Source organism: Selenomonas timonae, assembly GCF_014250475.1.
Taxonomy (GTDB): domain Bacteria; phylum Bacillota; class Negativicutes; order Selenomonadales; family Selenomonadaceae; genus Centipeda; species Centipeda timonae.
In genome coordinates, this window is the sequence record NZ_CP060204.1 from 979,635 (window position 1) to 994,864 (window position 15,230).

A 15,230-nucleotide genomic window follows, 5' to 3' on the forward strand; every position below is an offset into this window, starting at 1 on the left:
TATCTTTATTTTCTCTCCGTCATCGCGGCGGCAAGCGCTGCGCCGAGGGCGGAGCCGGCGTTTTCGAGGATGATCTTGACGTTGACCGCCTCGTCTAAGAGGAGGGTGTCGAGCGCACCACGTAGGTGATGTGCGACGAGCGGTACTTTCTCATAGACGGAGCCGTCGACGGCGACGAACTGGTTCTCGAGCTCGTTCTCACCCATGCGGTGCTGGATGATGGCGACGTACGTTGCTGCAACAATGCGTGCGGAGCGGACGATGACGGCAGTCGCGAGTTCCTGCAGCAGGGCGCGCTCGGCGGCGGTGAAGGTCATGCCTGTCTTGGCTTCGATGACCGCACCTGCCGCATGGCGGTCGAGGTAGGCATCGGTGATGATCTCGGAGAGCTCGATGCTCGAAAACGGATAGACCCCGTCCGCACCGAGGAGATCTGCAAGTGCCGTACCGTAGAGTGTGCCGAGGTAGCGCCCGGACACCATCTTTTCGAGCCGCTGTGCGCCGGGCTGCTCGGACTCCTTGTCAAGGAGTTCGTCGTATTTGGAGAAGGGCAGCCGCCCAAAGCCGCCCGACTCCATGTTGATGACGGTCGGCGTCTCGCTGCCGTCCGCGAACTCCTCATAGTAGCAGGTGTTCTGCCCCGTGGCGTAGATCGATCCGATGTAGGTGTGCTCGTGCTTGTACGCCGCTGCGAGCAGCACTGCGACCGTATCGTTGATGACGGCGACGGGTTCAACGTTCGTCATGCCGCGCCGTGCGAGTGCCTCTTTGAGCAGGTCGTTGACAACCTTGCCCTCGACCCCCTGCGTGGCGAACTCCTTCGTCCAGACGATGAGCCGTGCGTTGTAGAGGTCGGTCTGTGTGGAGGGAAAGGAGAAGGTATGTCCAAGGAGGTATTTTGTCTCCCGATTTCCGTCGATTGCTTCGTCGATGATCTCCGCGAGGAAGTCAAACATCTCCTCTGCCGTCGCATCTGCGCTGACGTAGTCGTAGACACCGGGGAGGGTGAGCGGCTTTGCAACCTTGCTCAGCACCTCGTATTCGCCGCCGCCTTTGAGGAGGATGCGCAGGGCGCGGACGTTCGTGCCGCCAAAGTCGAGCGCAAGGAAGGAGCCGAGCTCCTTGCCGCTTGGAAGCCCTGCATAGGAGCGGAGCATACGGAGTGTTGCACCCTCTTTGCCCGCGAGCCCCGCGCACATATCGGCGCGGAAATCATCGGCGATCTTGCGGAGCGCATCGTCGTCTATGGTGAAGGCTGCCTTTATCTCGTCAAATTTTTCACGATCAAATCCCATGGTAACTCCTCCCAACCAAAGTAGTTTTTGTGTGATGAACTTGGATCGTACGAACCTGTTTGCGCAACGAGGTGTTCGCGTGGGGCTTGTACTGACCTAAATCTGTTTAACAAAAGTGATCGAGCATCGCGCCGACGCTCGGGAATACCTGCTTTGCCTGTGCCTGTATCTCGGGGCGTGCCGTGGTGAGCGAGTAGCCGTCCCATGCCTTGAGCATGGGCAGATCGTTCGTCTCGTCGCCGATGGCGAACACCTCCGCGCCGTCCCATCCCATGACGGAGAGGAGAGTACGGATGCCCTGATCCTTGCTGATGCCGGCGGGCGTGATGTCAAGGCTGCACGCGTTCGGGAATGCGTGAATCTTATCCCCCAGTTTTGCGTTCAGCACGGCGGCACATTCATCGGACAGGGTAGGCTCATGAAAGCCGAGCGAGAACTGCTGAATCCCCGTCAGTCCTCCGATGTCGGCTTCCGTGATATAGACGATGGGGAAGTCCCAGTCCTTTGCCTCGCGTTCGATCCACGAGCCCTCTGAGTGGTGGCAGAGATAGGTCACATCTGCCGCTGAGAAGGCGAAGTGAAAGGACTTCTGTGCGCTCGGCTCCGACGCAATCGCCGTGAGCGCGCGAGGATCAATCTCCGCCTGAAATCGTACGGATGCATCCGCACCCCGTATGATGCCGCCGTTGTTGCAGACGGTGTAGTCAAACTCTACGCCGTACGCAATGAGCTGGGGGACGAGCATCCCGTAGTCGCGCCCCGAGATGACGCCGAACTTGTGCCCTGCCGCACGCCAACGGGCGATGCCCTCCTTCGTCTCCGCGTCGATCTTGCCGCCCCTGAGGAGCGTACCGTCGTAATCGCTTGCCGCTACCTTCATTTTACTTCCTCCTCATAGACAACCGCCTCAAGCGGGCGGAGCACTGTGCTCGGCGCATCTGTATAGCTGCCGATGAGACGCACGCCCTTTAGGAATCCTGCGGGCAGTGCCGCCTCCTCCGCGGAAAAGTTGACCGTCGTAACGATGCGGCGATTGCCCGCCGTACGCGAGAATGCGTAGATCTGCTCATTGTCCGCGAGCAGTTCCTCATAGACACCGCTGAGCAGTACGGGGTTCGTCTTGCGTAGACGAATGATTTGCTTGTAGTAGGAGAGGACGGAATCCGCATCCTTTTCCTCAGCCGCCGCATTGATTTCGCGGTAGTTTTCGTTCGCGGGCAGCCACGGCGTACCTGTCGTAAATCCTGCGTTTGCCGTATCGTCCCACTGCATTGGCGTGCGTGCGTTGTCGCGGCTGTTGAAGTGAACGAAGGACAGCGCCTCTGCGGGGCTGAATCCTTCCTTGAGCGCAAGCTCGTACTGACCGTGGGAGGAGATGTCGTCGTATGAGTCGATCGTGTCCCATTTGACATTGGTCATGCCGAGCTCCTCGCCCTCGTAGATGAAGGGCGTGCCGCGCAGTGTCATGAGGACGGTCGCGAGTGCCTTTGCGGCGAGGCGTGTATCGCCGCCCTTCGGGAAGAAGTAGTTGACGGAGCGTGCGCGGTCATGGTTCTCGAAGTAGATCGGGTACCAACCTTCTTTGGCAACGCCCGCCTGACTTGCCGAGAGCGCGCCCTTGAGCTTTGTGAGTTTCCACGGAACCATCTTCGACCAGCATTCGCCGCCCTCGTATGGAACGAGGACGTGTGCGAACTCGAACAGCATCGAGAACACACCGTTTTCGCCGACCCAGTCGGGGAGCTCTGCGACCGAGACGCCGTTTGCCTCACCGACGGTGAAGATGTCGTGCCCGTCAAAGACCTCCCTGCGGAACTCGTGAAGAAAATCGAGGATGCCGGGCGTGTTCGCCGTCATCGTGTGGACGCTCACCATGCCATCCGCCGCGTCGGGCGTGCCGTCCTCAAAGACAGCGGGCTTTTTGATGTAGGTGATCGCGTCGATGCGGAAGCCGCCGACGCCCTTGTCGAGCCAGAAGTTCGCCGCCGCGAAGAGGGCTGCGCGTACCTCCGGGTTCTCCCAGTTGAGATCGGGCTGCGCCTCGGCAAAGGTGTGGAGGTAGTACTGCCCGCGCTCTTTGCAGTACGTCCACGCAGAGCCGCCGAAGATGCCGCGCCAGTTCGTCGGCGCACTGCCGTCGGGCTTCGCATCACGCCAGATGTACCAATCGCTCTTTGCGTTATTGCGGCTCGACTTCGACTCGATAAACCACGGATGCTGATCGGAGCTGTGGTTGTAGACGAGATCCATGACGATGCGGATGTCACGGCGCTTTGCCTCGGCGATCAGTTCCTCCATGTCGGCAAGCGTGCCGAACTGGGGATTGATGCCCGTGTAGTCGCTGATGTCATAGCCGTTGTCGACCATGGGGGATGGATAGACGGGGGTGAGCCAGAGCGCACCCGCGCCGAGATCCTTCAGATAGTCGAGCTTTTCGGTGATGCCGCGCAGATCGCCCGTGCCGTTTCCCGTCGTGTCATTGAAGCTCTTCGGGTAGATCTGGTAAACGGCGGTGTTCTGCCACCATTTTGTTGCTTTCATTGGTGTTGCCTTTCGTATATTGATGTGCTTGTATGCCTAGATGGAGGTTGTGCATCATGCGATGCTCCTAAGCAAACCCTAGTGGAGCAAGCGGGGAAAAGTGCGCGTTCTGCCCTCTGCGGATTTCTTTCGTTCAAGCGAAGCGCGTTTAAGAAGTCCGCAGGTATTTAGGCAGATAAGCGCACGACCGTTTGCGTAACTAAGCGTTTGCGTGGAGTTCGCACACGCACGATCAAATCACATTTAGAACGTCAGCACAAAGGTCTCGCCCGCTTTTGCATCCATACCCGTCGTCTTCTTCATAAGTGGGTACTCAGCGGAGTTCGTCACTGCCATGATGACCGTGTCCTGATAGCCCGCCGCATGAATCACATCGCGGTCGAACTTCACGAGCGGTGCACCCGCCTTTACGCGGTCACCCATCTTGACGAGGAGGTCGAAGCCCTTGCCTTCGAGTTTCACCGTGTCCACGCCGATGTGGATGAGGAGTTCCGCGCCGTTGTCCATACGGAGACCCACTGCATGACGGCTGTCCTCCATGACCATCGTGACCTCGGCGTCAGCAGGAGCGACAACGATGCCCTCGGTTGGCTCGACTGCAACGCCGTCGCCCATCATCTTCTGCGAGAACATCTCGTCCTTGACCTCGCTCATGTCGATTACATGACCCGTCGTGACTGCCGTGACGGCAAAGGATTTCTCCGTGCCGACCGCGACCTCGTTCACATCGGAGGCAGGAGCGCTCATGAGCGCCTCGAAGCGCTCGCGGATCTGCGGGACGGAGAGACCGACGATGACTTGGAATGCGTGACCGTTGCGGACAAGCCCGTGTGCGCCTGCCTCGGTGAATGCACCCGTCGGAGCGACGAGTTCGGGATCGTTGACCGTGACGCGCAGCCGCGTTGCGCAATTCGTCACGTCCTTGATGTTTGCCGCGCCGCCGAGACCGTCGAGGAAGGCGCGTGCCTTGACATCACGCTCATCGAGCTTCATGCCGGGAGCGGCAGCCGCAGCACCTGCAGCACCCGCCTGTTTTGCCTTGTAGTCCGCCTTGGTAAAGAGCTTGTCCTCCACATCGTCGTCCGTGCGTCCCGGTGTCTTGTAGTCCTTGAGCAGGATGACCCAGCGGAAGACGAAGAAGTAGATGGCGGTGAAGCAGAGACCGACGCCGATCTGCGTGAGGTATGTCGCATAGTGATACGGGAAGAGGGGAATCCAGTTCTGAACGAAGCAGTCGATGAGACCGCCGCCGAAGTTGCCCGAGAGTCCGATCGCATAGAGCGTTGCGGAGAGCGTTGCCGAGAGCAGTGCGTGCAGGAGATAGAGAAGCGGTGCGACAAAGAGGAAGGTAAACTCGATCGGCTCCGTGATGCCGCAGAGAACCGCCGTGATCGTCGCGGGGATGAGAAGGGCGGCAGTCTTCTTGCGCTTCTCAGGCTTCGCACACATGTAGATCGCGAGTGCCGCGCCGGGCAGACCAAAGACCTTGCCGCTGCCGTGGAGGGCGAAGCCGCCCTCGGGAAAGAGTTCGCGCAGGGACTGACCGCTGACCATGAAGTCATTGATGTGTCCGAGCCAGTATGCCTGGATGCCGCCGTCGACAACCGCAGGACCGAACATGAACGGGAGATAGATGAAGTGATGCAGACCTGCCGGCAGGAGCATTTTCTCCGAGAAGGTGTATGCCCAGACGCCGAGGATGCCGCTGGTCTTGAGGAAGAACTGGAACTGCTCGATGGCGTGCTGTACGGCCGGCCAGACAATGCAGAAGAGGAGCGCCATCGGAATCATGACGACGAAGCCGATTGCCACGACGAACGCGGGACCCTTGAAGATGCCGAGCCAGTCGGGGATGTTCGTGTCATAGAAGTGGTTGTGCAGGAACGCCGTGCAGCAGGCGATGAAGATCGCGCCGAGCATGCCCATGTCGAGCGTCTTGATGTTTGCGATCATCGCAAGGCCTGTGCCCGGCCCCGCCGGCTGGCTGTAGTCCACGCCGAATGCGCTGCCATGGAGCGTGAGGAACGCGGAGATGAAGTAGTTGAACAGCATATAGATGACGAATGATTCCATCGCACAGCGTGCAGGTTCTTTTTTCGCAAAGCCGATGGGAACGGCAATCGCGAAAAGAATGGGCATCTGCGCGAACACCGTCCACGCGCCCTGTTCGACGACAAACCAGAAATCATACCAGAGTGTGCCCTGTGCGGCGAGACTGCCGAGCAGTCCCTCGTTCTTGCAGACAATGGACACCGCCACCGTCAGACCGAAGAATGCAAACAGGATGACGGGCGTATACATCGCGCCGCCGAACCTCTGCATGTTCTGCATGATGACATCCTTACTGAGTGCCATGTGCGTTCCTCCTTAACCACTGAAAACTCCCAAATCCTAAATAACGGCGGGGAAGGTTCGTGCCTCCCGAGAATGAAACTGAAACTAATATGAAATCCACTGTCCCAAAGATAGCGCAAAAATGCCGCGAACGCAATAGGTTCGCGGCATTCGGGCAGAATGTACGGGGATGGTATCAAAGTACACAGGATGAAATTTGTTACACGGCGTCAATGTGTCAGAGATACCCCACGCGAACGCTTAGTTACGCAAACGGTCGTGTGCTCGTCCGCCTAAATACCTGCGGACTTCTTAAACGCGCTTCGCTTGAACGAAAGAAATCCGCAGGGGGCGGGTCGCACGCTTTGCTCCGTTTGCTCCACTAGGGTTCGCTTAGGGGGATCCTCCTCCACACTACTCCTCCCGCTCCTGCACATAGAGTCTGTAGTTCACATACCAGATCTCGAGGAGGAGGAAGTAGGCGAGCATGGACTTGAACTGCAGGCGCGCCTCGTTCTCGGGCAGTCCGAACTCGGCGGGCGTGACGTAGAGGTTTTCCGTCGAGCGGCTCGCGAGTGCGTTGTGCCACATCTGGGTGATCGAGAGGATGGGGACGCCCTTGAGGTTCAGCTTTTCGGCGAACTCCACGACGCGCTCAGATTCGCCCGAGAGCGAAACGAAGATGAAGAGATCGTCGGGACCCGCCGCCTGATAGACAGAGTAGAACTCCTCGCGCCCCGCAATCTCGTAGATGAAGATATTGTCGTAGACAAAGAGTCGTTTCATCTCCTGCATGACATTCGTCTGCACATAGCCCGAGGCATAGGCAAAGACGCGGTGCGCCTCGCGGATGAGGCGGCTCGCCCCCGTGTAGTCACGCCGCATGAGCTCGCGCCATGTCTGGTCGTAGAAGCTGCCGAGCGCGGCTCTCACATCGTGCGCGGGCATGGCACTCTCCGAGCTCTCCATGCGCATGATCGCCTTCATCTCGCCGAAACCGTCGAAGCCGAGCTTCTGCGCGAAGCGCACGACGGACGCGCTTGAGACGGCGCACGCGCGCGCCAGCTCGTGAATGGAGGCACGGCTCGCCGCTGTGCGGTTGCCCTCGATATAGCGCCAGATGCAGCGATCCGCCTCGCTGAGCTCGCGCAGATGTGCGTTGATTCGTTCCGTGAGCATGATCTTCCCCTCCGACCTTTTTTCCCTATTATAGCACATATTCGGAGGATTGAAATGCGTCGCACATAACAGGAAAAAACCTCTTCATGTCGAATGAATCGGCAAGGAGGGGATTTTATGTCAAACGTCAGATATCGTTGGGCATCGCTTGGCTGCGGTGTAATTGGGCATCAGCTCGCAGAGGCGCTCCAAAAGCTCGGGGGCGGGCTGTACGCCGTGGGCAATCGGACGCACGCGAAGGCGGTGGAATTTGCCGCGCAGTACGGCATTCCGAAGGTGTATGAGCGGATGGAGGCCGTGTTCGCGGATGAGGATGTGGACATCATCTACATCTCGACGCCGCACAATACGCATATCGACTATCTGATCCCCGCGCTCTCTGCGGGCAAGCACGTCCTCTGCGAGAAGTCCATCACGCTGAATGCGGAGGAACTGGGGCGTGCAGTCGCCTGTGCGCGCGAGCACGGCGTTGTACTCGCGGAGGCGATGACGATCTATCATATGCCGATCTATCGGCGTCTGCGCGAGATCATCGCGGGCGGTTCGCTCGGGCCGCTGCGCATGATACAGATGAACTTCGGCAGCTTCAAAGAATACGATATGAAGAATCGCTTCTTCAGCCGCAGCCTTGCGGGCGGAGCGCTGCTCGACATCGGTGTGTACGCGCTCTCCTTCGTCCGATACTTCCTCTCGTCACAGCCGACGGAGGTGCTCTCTCAGGTGAAGTTTGCGCCGACGGGTGTCGATGAGCAGGCATCCATCCTACTGAAAAATAAAGAAGAGGAGATGGCGGCGATCACGCTCTCCCTGCATGCCAAGCAACCCAAGCGCGGGACGATTGCGTTTGAAAACGGCTATGTGGAGATGTTCGAGTACCCGCGTGGGGAGAGTGCACGCATCACATGGACGGTGGACGGGCGCACGGAGGAGATCAGTGAGGGCAGCACGGCAGATGCACTCGTCTATGAGGTACGCGATATGGAGGCGGCGGTCGCGGGCGAGCACGACGATATGCAGCTCGGCTATACAATCGACGTGATGGATCTGATGACGGAGATTCGCCAGTCGTGGGGCATGAAATATCCCGAGGAGGAGTAGAGGGGGAGGGCAGAGAGTCGTTGTTGGGCATATGCGTCCGATGACGGCTCTTTTTGCAGGCGTCTTTTGATTGCGGGGAAAATGATTCTTTGTTATAATGAAAGCGTTGTATACAAAGAAAAGGTGACGAGATGATACGGCTGATTTTTTCGGATATGGACGGGACGCTGCTCGATGAAAACGGAAAGCTGCCCGCAGGCTTCGGCGCCATGTATGAGCGGCTGAAGGAGCGCGGCATCCGCTTTGCGCCAGCGTCGGGTCGGCAATACGCCTCCCTCATGCAGACCTTTGCCGCATGGCGGGATGAGCTGATCTTCGTGGCGGAGAATGGAACGATGGTGATGGAGCATGACCGCGAGCTCTTCTCGAGCCCCGTGGATCGCGCGCTTGCGCTCGATGTCATGCGTACGGGTGAGCAGATCGGGGGCGTGCGCTCCGTGCTCTGTGGGAAGAAGCAGGGCTATCTCCACAGTGCCGATGATGCGCCGGAGTTTCGCGCGGAGCTGGCGAAATATGTGTCGCAGTCGGCGGTGGTGGAGGACTTTGCCTCTGTGGACGATCTGCCGATCAAGATGTCGTTCTGTGATTTCACGGGGCATGCGCAGGAGAAGATTCTTCCCGTCATGCAGGCATACGCGGATCGACTGCAGGTCTCGCTCTCGAGTACAGAGTGGGTCGATCTCTACAATCTCGGCGTGAGCAAGGGCGTCGCCGCGCGGCAGATTCAGGCGCGCCTCGGCATTGCGCCCGATGAGTGCGCCGCGTTCGGTGACTATGAGAACGATCTCGATCTGATGGATGCGGTGACGCACAGCTTTGCGATGGAGAACGCCATTCCCGCGGTGAAGGAACGCGCGCGTCACATGGCGCCGAGCAACAGTGCAGACGGTGTGATGGCGGTCTGCGAACGCATTCTCGCGGGCGAATTTGACTGAGGTATATCATGCGCTTTGACTATCATATGCATCTGGAGTACGGCTCCTATGACGAGGACTATGCGGAGGGCTTCTTCCGCGCGGCGGCGGAGCGCGGCGTCTATGAGATCGGCTTCTCGGAACACTCGCACACATTCCCGGAGTTCGAGCAGCTCTACTACGACGATCTCATCTTGGACGATTCGTTCGTGGGCAGTTTTCAGCGTAAATGGCTGAAGTCGAACAAGTTCAAGTACACGCTCGACGAATATTTTGCGTTTATTGAAAAGCTGCGTAGGAAGCACAAGGTGCTCGCAGGCATCGAGGTCTGCAACTTTCATGATCAGGAGGCAGTAGCGAAGATCCTCCGCGCCTATCCGTTTGACTACGTCATCGGCTCTGTGCATTTCCTGCGCGGATGGGCATATGATACGGGGGCAATCAAAGCGGAGTGGGACAATCATCCGCTCGAAGAAATCTACGAATGGTATACGGAGGAAGTGGAAAAACTCGCGGCGTCCGGGCTCTACGATGCGCTCGGGCACCCGTTCAACATCAGGCTCTACCGCCACTTCCCCAATTTCGACGTGACACCGTATCTGGAACGCGTCGCAGCGGCGATGAAGGGTGCCAATATGATTGTCGACCTCAACACGGGGACGTACTACCGCTATCCCGTGGAGGAGTTCTCGCCGTACCCGGACTTTATGCGCACGGCGAAGGAATACGATCTGCCGATCATCACAACCTCGGACGCGCATAAGCCCGAGGACTGTGCGCGCTACAACGAGGAGGCAGTGCAGTACGCACGCTCCTTCGGCTACGCCGAGCAAATACGGTTCACGGGCGGACGCGCGCGGGAGAGCGTCGCGCTCGCATGAGAGAGGAGCGTATGAGATGAGCACAACGATACGATATGGAACAGGGGTGCTTCTATCCCTGCTCTTTTTGCTGCTGCTGTGCCCTGCGGCGTTCGCCGATGACGGGCGGGCATGGACGTGGCTGAGCTCGAATGACAAGTATTCGAAATTCTACGCGCCGGCATCTGTTCGTGTGACGCAGAGCGTCATGCCTGCGGGGAAAAAGCAGACGGTGGCGACGGAGATCACGGCGGACATCCGGACATCGTTCAGCTACGAGGGTGCAGAGGAGACGATTCGCAACTATAAGATCGGACATGTGATCACGAGTCCGAGTCAGCTTTCCTATGCGATCGCGCAGGTGCGTGTCGTACCGCAAACGCGTCTCCTGCAATACGTCGGTGAGACATTCTACGATGCGGCGGGCAACGTCCTCTGGTCGAAGGGAATGGGAACCGAGAAGGAGATGAACTCACAGCAGTTCGATGAGGAGTTCTATGCCGCGATTATCGACATCGTTTTCCGTCAGGGCGAGATGGCTCGTCTGCGCGCCGATGACCGCTGGATTCTCCTGTGGACAGATGAGACGGCCTCCGGGATCAAGACGCAGGTGACGGCAGACACCTCGACGATGCGCCGCACGGGGGACAATCTCGTCTTCTGGGCATGGACGGAGGTGCGCGATGCCAACGGCAAGGCTGTCGAGATCAAGTTCGACAAGCGTGCGGTGAACCTGCCGCAGGGCACGGAGCGCATCGTCACGGGGCGCTACTGGTCGCCATCGGATGGCTGGCAGCCCCTTGATGACGGCTATGAGGGTGCCTACCGCATGATTGTGCGCGAGGCGCCCGAGGGGCGTGGTCTCATTCGCCTGCGCGCCTATGCAGACGGCTACAGTACATGGGTCAACCGCTATCAGGTGCGTTGATTTTGGAAATGCGGAATAGCTCCGCGCTTTCATAGGGAAGGGAAACGGGAAACAATGCCGATTAAGATACCAAACAATCTGCCTGCGACGAACGTGCTCGAGGGGGAGAACGTCTTCGTCATGAATGCGGCACGCGCGTATGGTCAGGATATCCGTCCGCTGCGCATCCTCATTCTGAACCTCATGCCGATCAAGGACGTGACTGAGACGCAGCTCCTGCGACTCCTCGGCAATACACCGCTACAGGTGGAGGTGGATTTTATCTACACGGAGTCCTACGTCCCGTCGCATACCTCGCGCGAATATCTCACGGAGTTCTACGGCACCTTTGCAGAGGTGCGGCATAAGAAATACGACGGCTTTATCATCACGGGCGCGCCGATTGAGCAGCTGCCGTTCGAGCGCGTCGCATACTGGGACGAGGTCGCCGAGATCATGCAGTGGAGCCGTAAACACGCCTACTCCACATTCCATATCTGCTGGGGTGCGCAGGCGGGGCTCTACTATCACTACAACATCCCCAAGCACTGGACGGAGAAGAAGATCTTCGGTGTCTTCGAGCATCGTCTCTGCGTGCAGCATGAGCCGCTCCTGCGCGGCTTTGACGATCTGTTCTATGTGCCGCATTCGCGCCATACGGAGACCCTGCGTGCGGACATTGAGCGCGTGCCCGAGCTTACGATCCTCTCCGAGGGCGATGCGGGTGTCTACATCATTGCGAATCTGCGCCGCCGTCAGTTCTTCATCACGGGACACGCCGAGTACGATCCTATGACGCTCAAGGCGGAGTACGACCGCGATCTCGCGGCGGGAATCGATCCCGACATCCCGTGCAACTACTACCCAGAGGATGACCCCAACCGCGCGCCCGTCGTGCGTTGGCGCAGCGTCGCGCACCTCCTCTTTGCAAACTGGCTGAACTACTACGTCTATCAGGGCACGCCATATGAGCTCGACAGCCTCGACAACGCGGATGACTGGGAGTACCACTCGGGGCTTTAAGCGGGCTTCATGTTCAGCAAAAATTCAGTTTTTTGGACTAGCATAGGGAGTTGTTGAAAACAGTTTTTGATGGGAGCGATGATACGTGCAAAAAAAATGGGGAGCGGCACTCCTCGTCTGTGCCGCCCTGTTCATGGGCACCCGTCCCGCGTCTGCAGCGGAGGAAATACCGAAGCACATCTATGAATGGGTGCAGTCGACGGCGCGGCAAGGCTATTACTTTAACAAAGAGCAGATTCAATACGCCTCGGATGCGCATGGCTACATCGACCTCACGAAGATTGTGGTGCCAACGCTTCGCATCTATGACAACATCCAGATTCAGGACGTGGTGTCCAAGCGCCGCTGGCGCATGCTGCCGCTGAACGGCTACAGCGACCTTACAGGTGCGGCAGAGTACCTTCTGATCGACCTGCGCGCGGGCGTTGTGCACGTGACGTCGCATGAGGATCTGGACAGCCATTGGGGGACGCTTTCCCGCGAGGAGAATACGAAAGAGATTACGCTCTCGTCCCTCTCGAATAAGGATGTCGAGAAGAAATTCTTTGACGCCATCATCAACTACGCCGTCGGGCATCAGGAGGAGATGATCCGACGCTCGCGCGGCATTCTAAGCGATGCGGATCGTGCAGCGCTGGAGAAAAAGAAGGAAAAGCTCGCGGAACCCGCCGACAATACCCCTGAAAAGCCCGCGAAGAAGGATAAGAAAGAAAAAAAGAAGAATAAAAAATAGCAAAGGGACTGCCGTCCTGCAATACGCGCGACGGCAGTTCTTTTTTGTAGCTTTTTCCCAAAAAACAAGGTATAATAGTACCAGGAACTACCAGCAAAGGAAGGGACACCGCATGACAGATAAGGAATGGATGCAGCTTGAACTGAACCGCATGGTAAAGGCTGAAGGTGGCAAGGTCAGTGTCGAACGCATGACTGAGATCGTATCGGAACTCAGCCAGCGACTGCGTGAGAATCCGAATCTGCCGCGTGAGGTGAAGACGCTCACCGCGGACGAGCTGATTGCACGCGCGCGCAAGAAGACGGGGGAGGAACGCTACCGCATCATCAAGCGCGCCCTGCGGGAGGAACCGGACAACATCACCGCTGCCTGCATGGAGATCGAGTACCTCGCCAAGAACGCCGACGACCGGGTTCACCACTACGAGGATCTGACGCGCAAGGCGACTGAGCGCCTAAAGGAGCAGGGGCTTTTCGCCGAGGAGAACATCGGAAAATTCTGGTCGATGCCAGCGACAAAGCCCTATATGTTCCTGCGGCTCTCCTATCTCGAGGCGCTCCTCGCGGCGCGCAAGCTCCGTCTTGCAGCGAAGGAGTGCGAGGAGATGCTCCGCCTCTCGGAGCACGATGCGCTCGGACGCCGTTACCAGCTCATGTTCATCTATGCGGCGATCGAGGAGGGCGATGCCGCGATCAAGCTGTATCAGCGCTACGAAGAGGGCGTGGCGATGATGTATCTGCCGCTTGCGATGCTCTTCTACCGCCTCGGTAAAATGAAGATGGCGCGCAACTTCTTGAACGAACTTGTCGCTGTCAACAACGACACAAAGGCGTTCTTCGAGCGTGGGGCGCGGGGGGATCTCCCCACACGCGCACCGGGGAGATATGCCGGCTCCTTTGCCATCGGTACGATGGAGGAGTTCGGCGAGGCGGTGACAGACAACAAATTCGCCTTCCTCGGCATGGAGGCGTTCTTCGCTTGGGGACTCAGCGAGCTCAGCGGGGAGCAGGGTGCCTGAATACGCTCTGCGGGGACGCCTGTGGGCAGGCGTTCTCGGTGCAGTTCTGATCCTCCTCTTGATGGTGGTTCCGGCACATGCGGCGCTGCCCGTTCAGGGAGCGGCAGCAACTGCTGACTACTGGCTGCGTGCGGATGGCGATGCACCGCTTCTCCGTGGGGAGGAGAGAGAGGCGTATGCGCGTCGTCTTGCGGCGAAGGATTTGGTGCATGACCTCATCAACACGTCGGAGACGCGCGCGGGAGAAACGGTACGTGCACAGATTCATGAGGCTGCACAGGGAACAGATCGTGCTCTGTCGGATCTCTACGCAGAGGGGCAACTCCTCTGCACAGAACAGTGGCAGGCAGTATGCGACAATCGTGCTATTGAGGGCATTGGCGCGACTGTGACTGCACGTCCTGCCGTCGCTGTACGTCGTGCCGATGTGCGCCTCCTGCCGACGGAGGATGGATGGTTTGAGTCCCCCGATGATCTGCGTTATGACGAGCTACAGGGGACGGTGCTCGATCCCGGGGAGGCAGTCCTCGTGCTCCACCGCTCGCAGGATACGCGCTTTGCCTTTGTCGAGACGCGCGATTATCGCGGCTGGGTTGATGTGCACGCGCTTGCTGCGACAGATTGGAAGACATGGCGCGACTTTGCTACACCGGAGGAGTTCTTCACCGTGACGGCAGCGCAGCTCTCGATTGATGGGCGGCTCTATCAGCTCGGGGCAAAGATCCCAAGGCGACGGGCGGTGGATGGGACAGATCGTCTCCTCCTGCCCGTGCGGGATGCTGGGGGGCAGCTCGCCCTGCGGGAGGTACGCGTACCCGAGGACGGACGCCTCGTTGTAGGGCGTCTGCCGCTCACCCGCAACAATCTCATGCGCCTCGCATTTGCACCCCTCTATACAGAGTATGGCTGGGGCGGGGCAAACGGGGGGATGGACTGCTCATCCTACGTACAGAACATCTATCGCGCGATGGGACTGGATCTCCCGCGCGATGCGGATATGCAGGAGCGTGCCTGTTCGCTTCTGCCTCTTGCCGGATTATCTGCGGCAGAGCGCTATGCACTGCTTGCAGATGTGCCGCCGGGCGCACTCCTCTTTTGTCCCGGCCACGTCATGCTCTATCTCGGACGGGATGCGGGGGGCAGACCGCTCGTGATTCATGACATCAGCAGCTACTACGAAGACGGCGAAAAGAAATATATCAGACAGGTCGTCGTCTCAACGCTTGATTTTCAAAATGCACGCGGCACTGCTGCAATCGATACGCTTGACGCGGTCGGTTTCATTGCTCCGGCGCCATAAACATGGGGACATTGCCCTCAGAAGAGGG

At 58.6% G+C, this 15,230-nt stretch carries 13 protein-coding genes; 8 read left to right on the forward strand and 5 right to left on the reverse strand.

Annotation, left to right across the window (positions count from 1 at the left end):
* Positions 1-5 precede the first annotated feature (5 nt).
* The 5 genes from H1B31_RS04575 to H1B31_RS04595 form a co-directional block, all read right to left on the reverse strand.
* Positions 6-1,295, reverse strand: coding sequence for a hexokinase family protein (locus H1B31_RS04575; protein WP_185981067.1), 1,290 nt, complete (start codon positions 1,293-1,295; stop codon positions 6-8).
* Positions 1,296-1,401: 106 nt separating this feature from the next.
* Complete coding sequence (locus H1B31_RS04580) at positions 1,402-2,175, reverse strand: HAD-IIB family hydrolase (RefSeq protein WP_185981068.1); 774 nt, start codon at positions 2,173-2,175, stop codon at positions 1,402-1,404.
* Positions 2,172-3,836, reverse strand: a complete 1,665-nt coding sequence (locus tag H1B31_RS04585) for a glycoside hydrolase family 13 protein (RefSeq protein ID WP_185981069.1) — start codon at positions 3,834-3,836, stop codon at positions 2,172-2,174. The genes H1B31_RS04580 and H1B31_RS04585 overlap by 4 nt, the downstream gene beginning before the upstream one ends.
* A 243-nt stretch (positions 3,837-4,079) precedes the next feature.
* A complete protein-coding gene (locus H1B31_RS04590; RefSeq protein ID WP_185981070.1) occupies positions 4,080-6,191 on the reverse strand; it encodes an alpha-glucoside-specific PTS transporter subunit IIBC in 2,112 nt (703 codons plus the stop codon).
* A gap of 393 nt (positions 6,192-6,584) precedes the next feature.
* Positions 6,585-7,352 (reverse strand): MurR/RpiR family transcriptional regulator, encoded by a 768-nt coding sequence (locus H1B31_RS04595; protein WP_037346707.1) that lies wholly within the window; start codon positions 7,350-7,352, stop codon positions 6,585-6,587.
* Between the two features lie 114 nt (positions 7,353-7,466).
* On the opposite strand from H1B31_RS04595, the gene H1B31_RS04600 reads away from it, so the two are divergent.
* The 8 genes from H1B31_RS04600 to H1B31_RS04635 all read left to right on the forward strand — a co-directional run bounded on the left by H1B31_RS04600 (position 7,467) and on the right by H1B31_RS04635 (position 15,202).
* Positions 7,467-8,447: a Gfo/Idh/MocA family protein gene (locus H1B31_RS04600; RefSeq protein WP_185981071.1), complete on the forward strand. Its 981-nt coding sequence runs from the start codon at positions 7,467-7,469 to the stop codon at positions 8,445-8,447.
* A 131-nt stretch (positions 8,448-8,578) separates the two neighbouring features.
* On the forward strand, positions 8,579-9,382 hold the full coding sequence (locus H1B31_RS04605) for an HAD family hydrolase (RefSeq protein ID WP_185981072.1): 804 nt from the start codon (positions 8,579-8,581) through the stop codon (positions 9,380-9,382).
* Between the two features lie 8 nt (positions 9,383-9,390).
* The gene (locus H1B31_RS04610) at positions 9,391-10,242 is read left to right on the forward strand and encodes a histidinol-phosphatase (RefSeq protein ID WP_185981073.1); all 852 of its coding nucleotides are present in this window, start codon (positions 9,391-9,393) and stop codon (positions 10,240-10,242) included.
* Positions 10,243-10,258: 16 nt separating this feature from the next.
* A complete protein-coding gene (locus H1B31_RS04615; RefSeq protein ID WP_185981074.1) occupies positions 10,259-11,149 on the forward strand; it encodes a hypothetical protein in 891 nt (296 codons plus the stop codon).
* Positions 11,150-11,203: 54 nt separating this feature from the next.
* A complete protein-coding gene (gene metA, locus H1B31_RS04620) occupies positions 11,204-12,151 on the forward strand; it encodes a homoserine O-acetyltransferase MetA (protein ID WP_185981075.1) in 948 nt (315 codons plus the stop codon).
* Between the two features lie 85 nt (positions 12,152-12,236).
* The gene (locus H1B31_RS04625; protein WP_185981076.1) at positions 12,237-12,884 is read left to right on the forward strand and encodes a hypothetical protein; all 648 of its coding nucleotides are present in this window, start codon (positions 12,237-12,239) and stop codon (positions 12,882-12,884) included.
* A gap of 112 nt (positions 12,885-12,996) precedes the next feature.
* Positions 12,997-13,902 (forward strand): tetratricopeptide repeat protein, encoded by a 906-nt coding sequence (locus H1B31_RS04630; protein ID WP_185981077.1) that lies wholly within the window; start codon positions 12,997-12,999, stop codon positions 13,900-13,902.
* Positions 13,895-15,202: an SH3 domain-containing protein gene (locus H1B31_RS04635; RefSeq protein ID WP_185981078.1), complete on the forward strand. Its 1,308-nt coding sequence runs from the start codon at positions 13,895-13,897 to the stop codon at positions 15,200-15,202. The genes H1B31_RS04630 and H1B31_RS04635 overlap by 8 nt, the downstream gene beginning before the upstream one ends.
* Positions 15,203-15,230 lie beyond the last annotated feature (28 nt).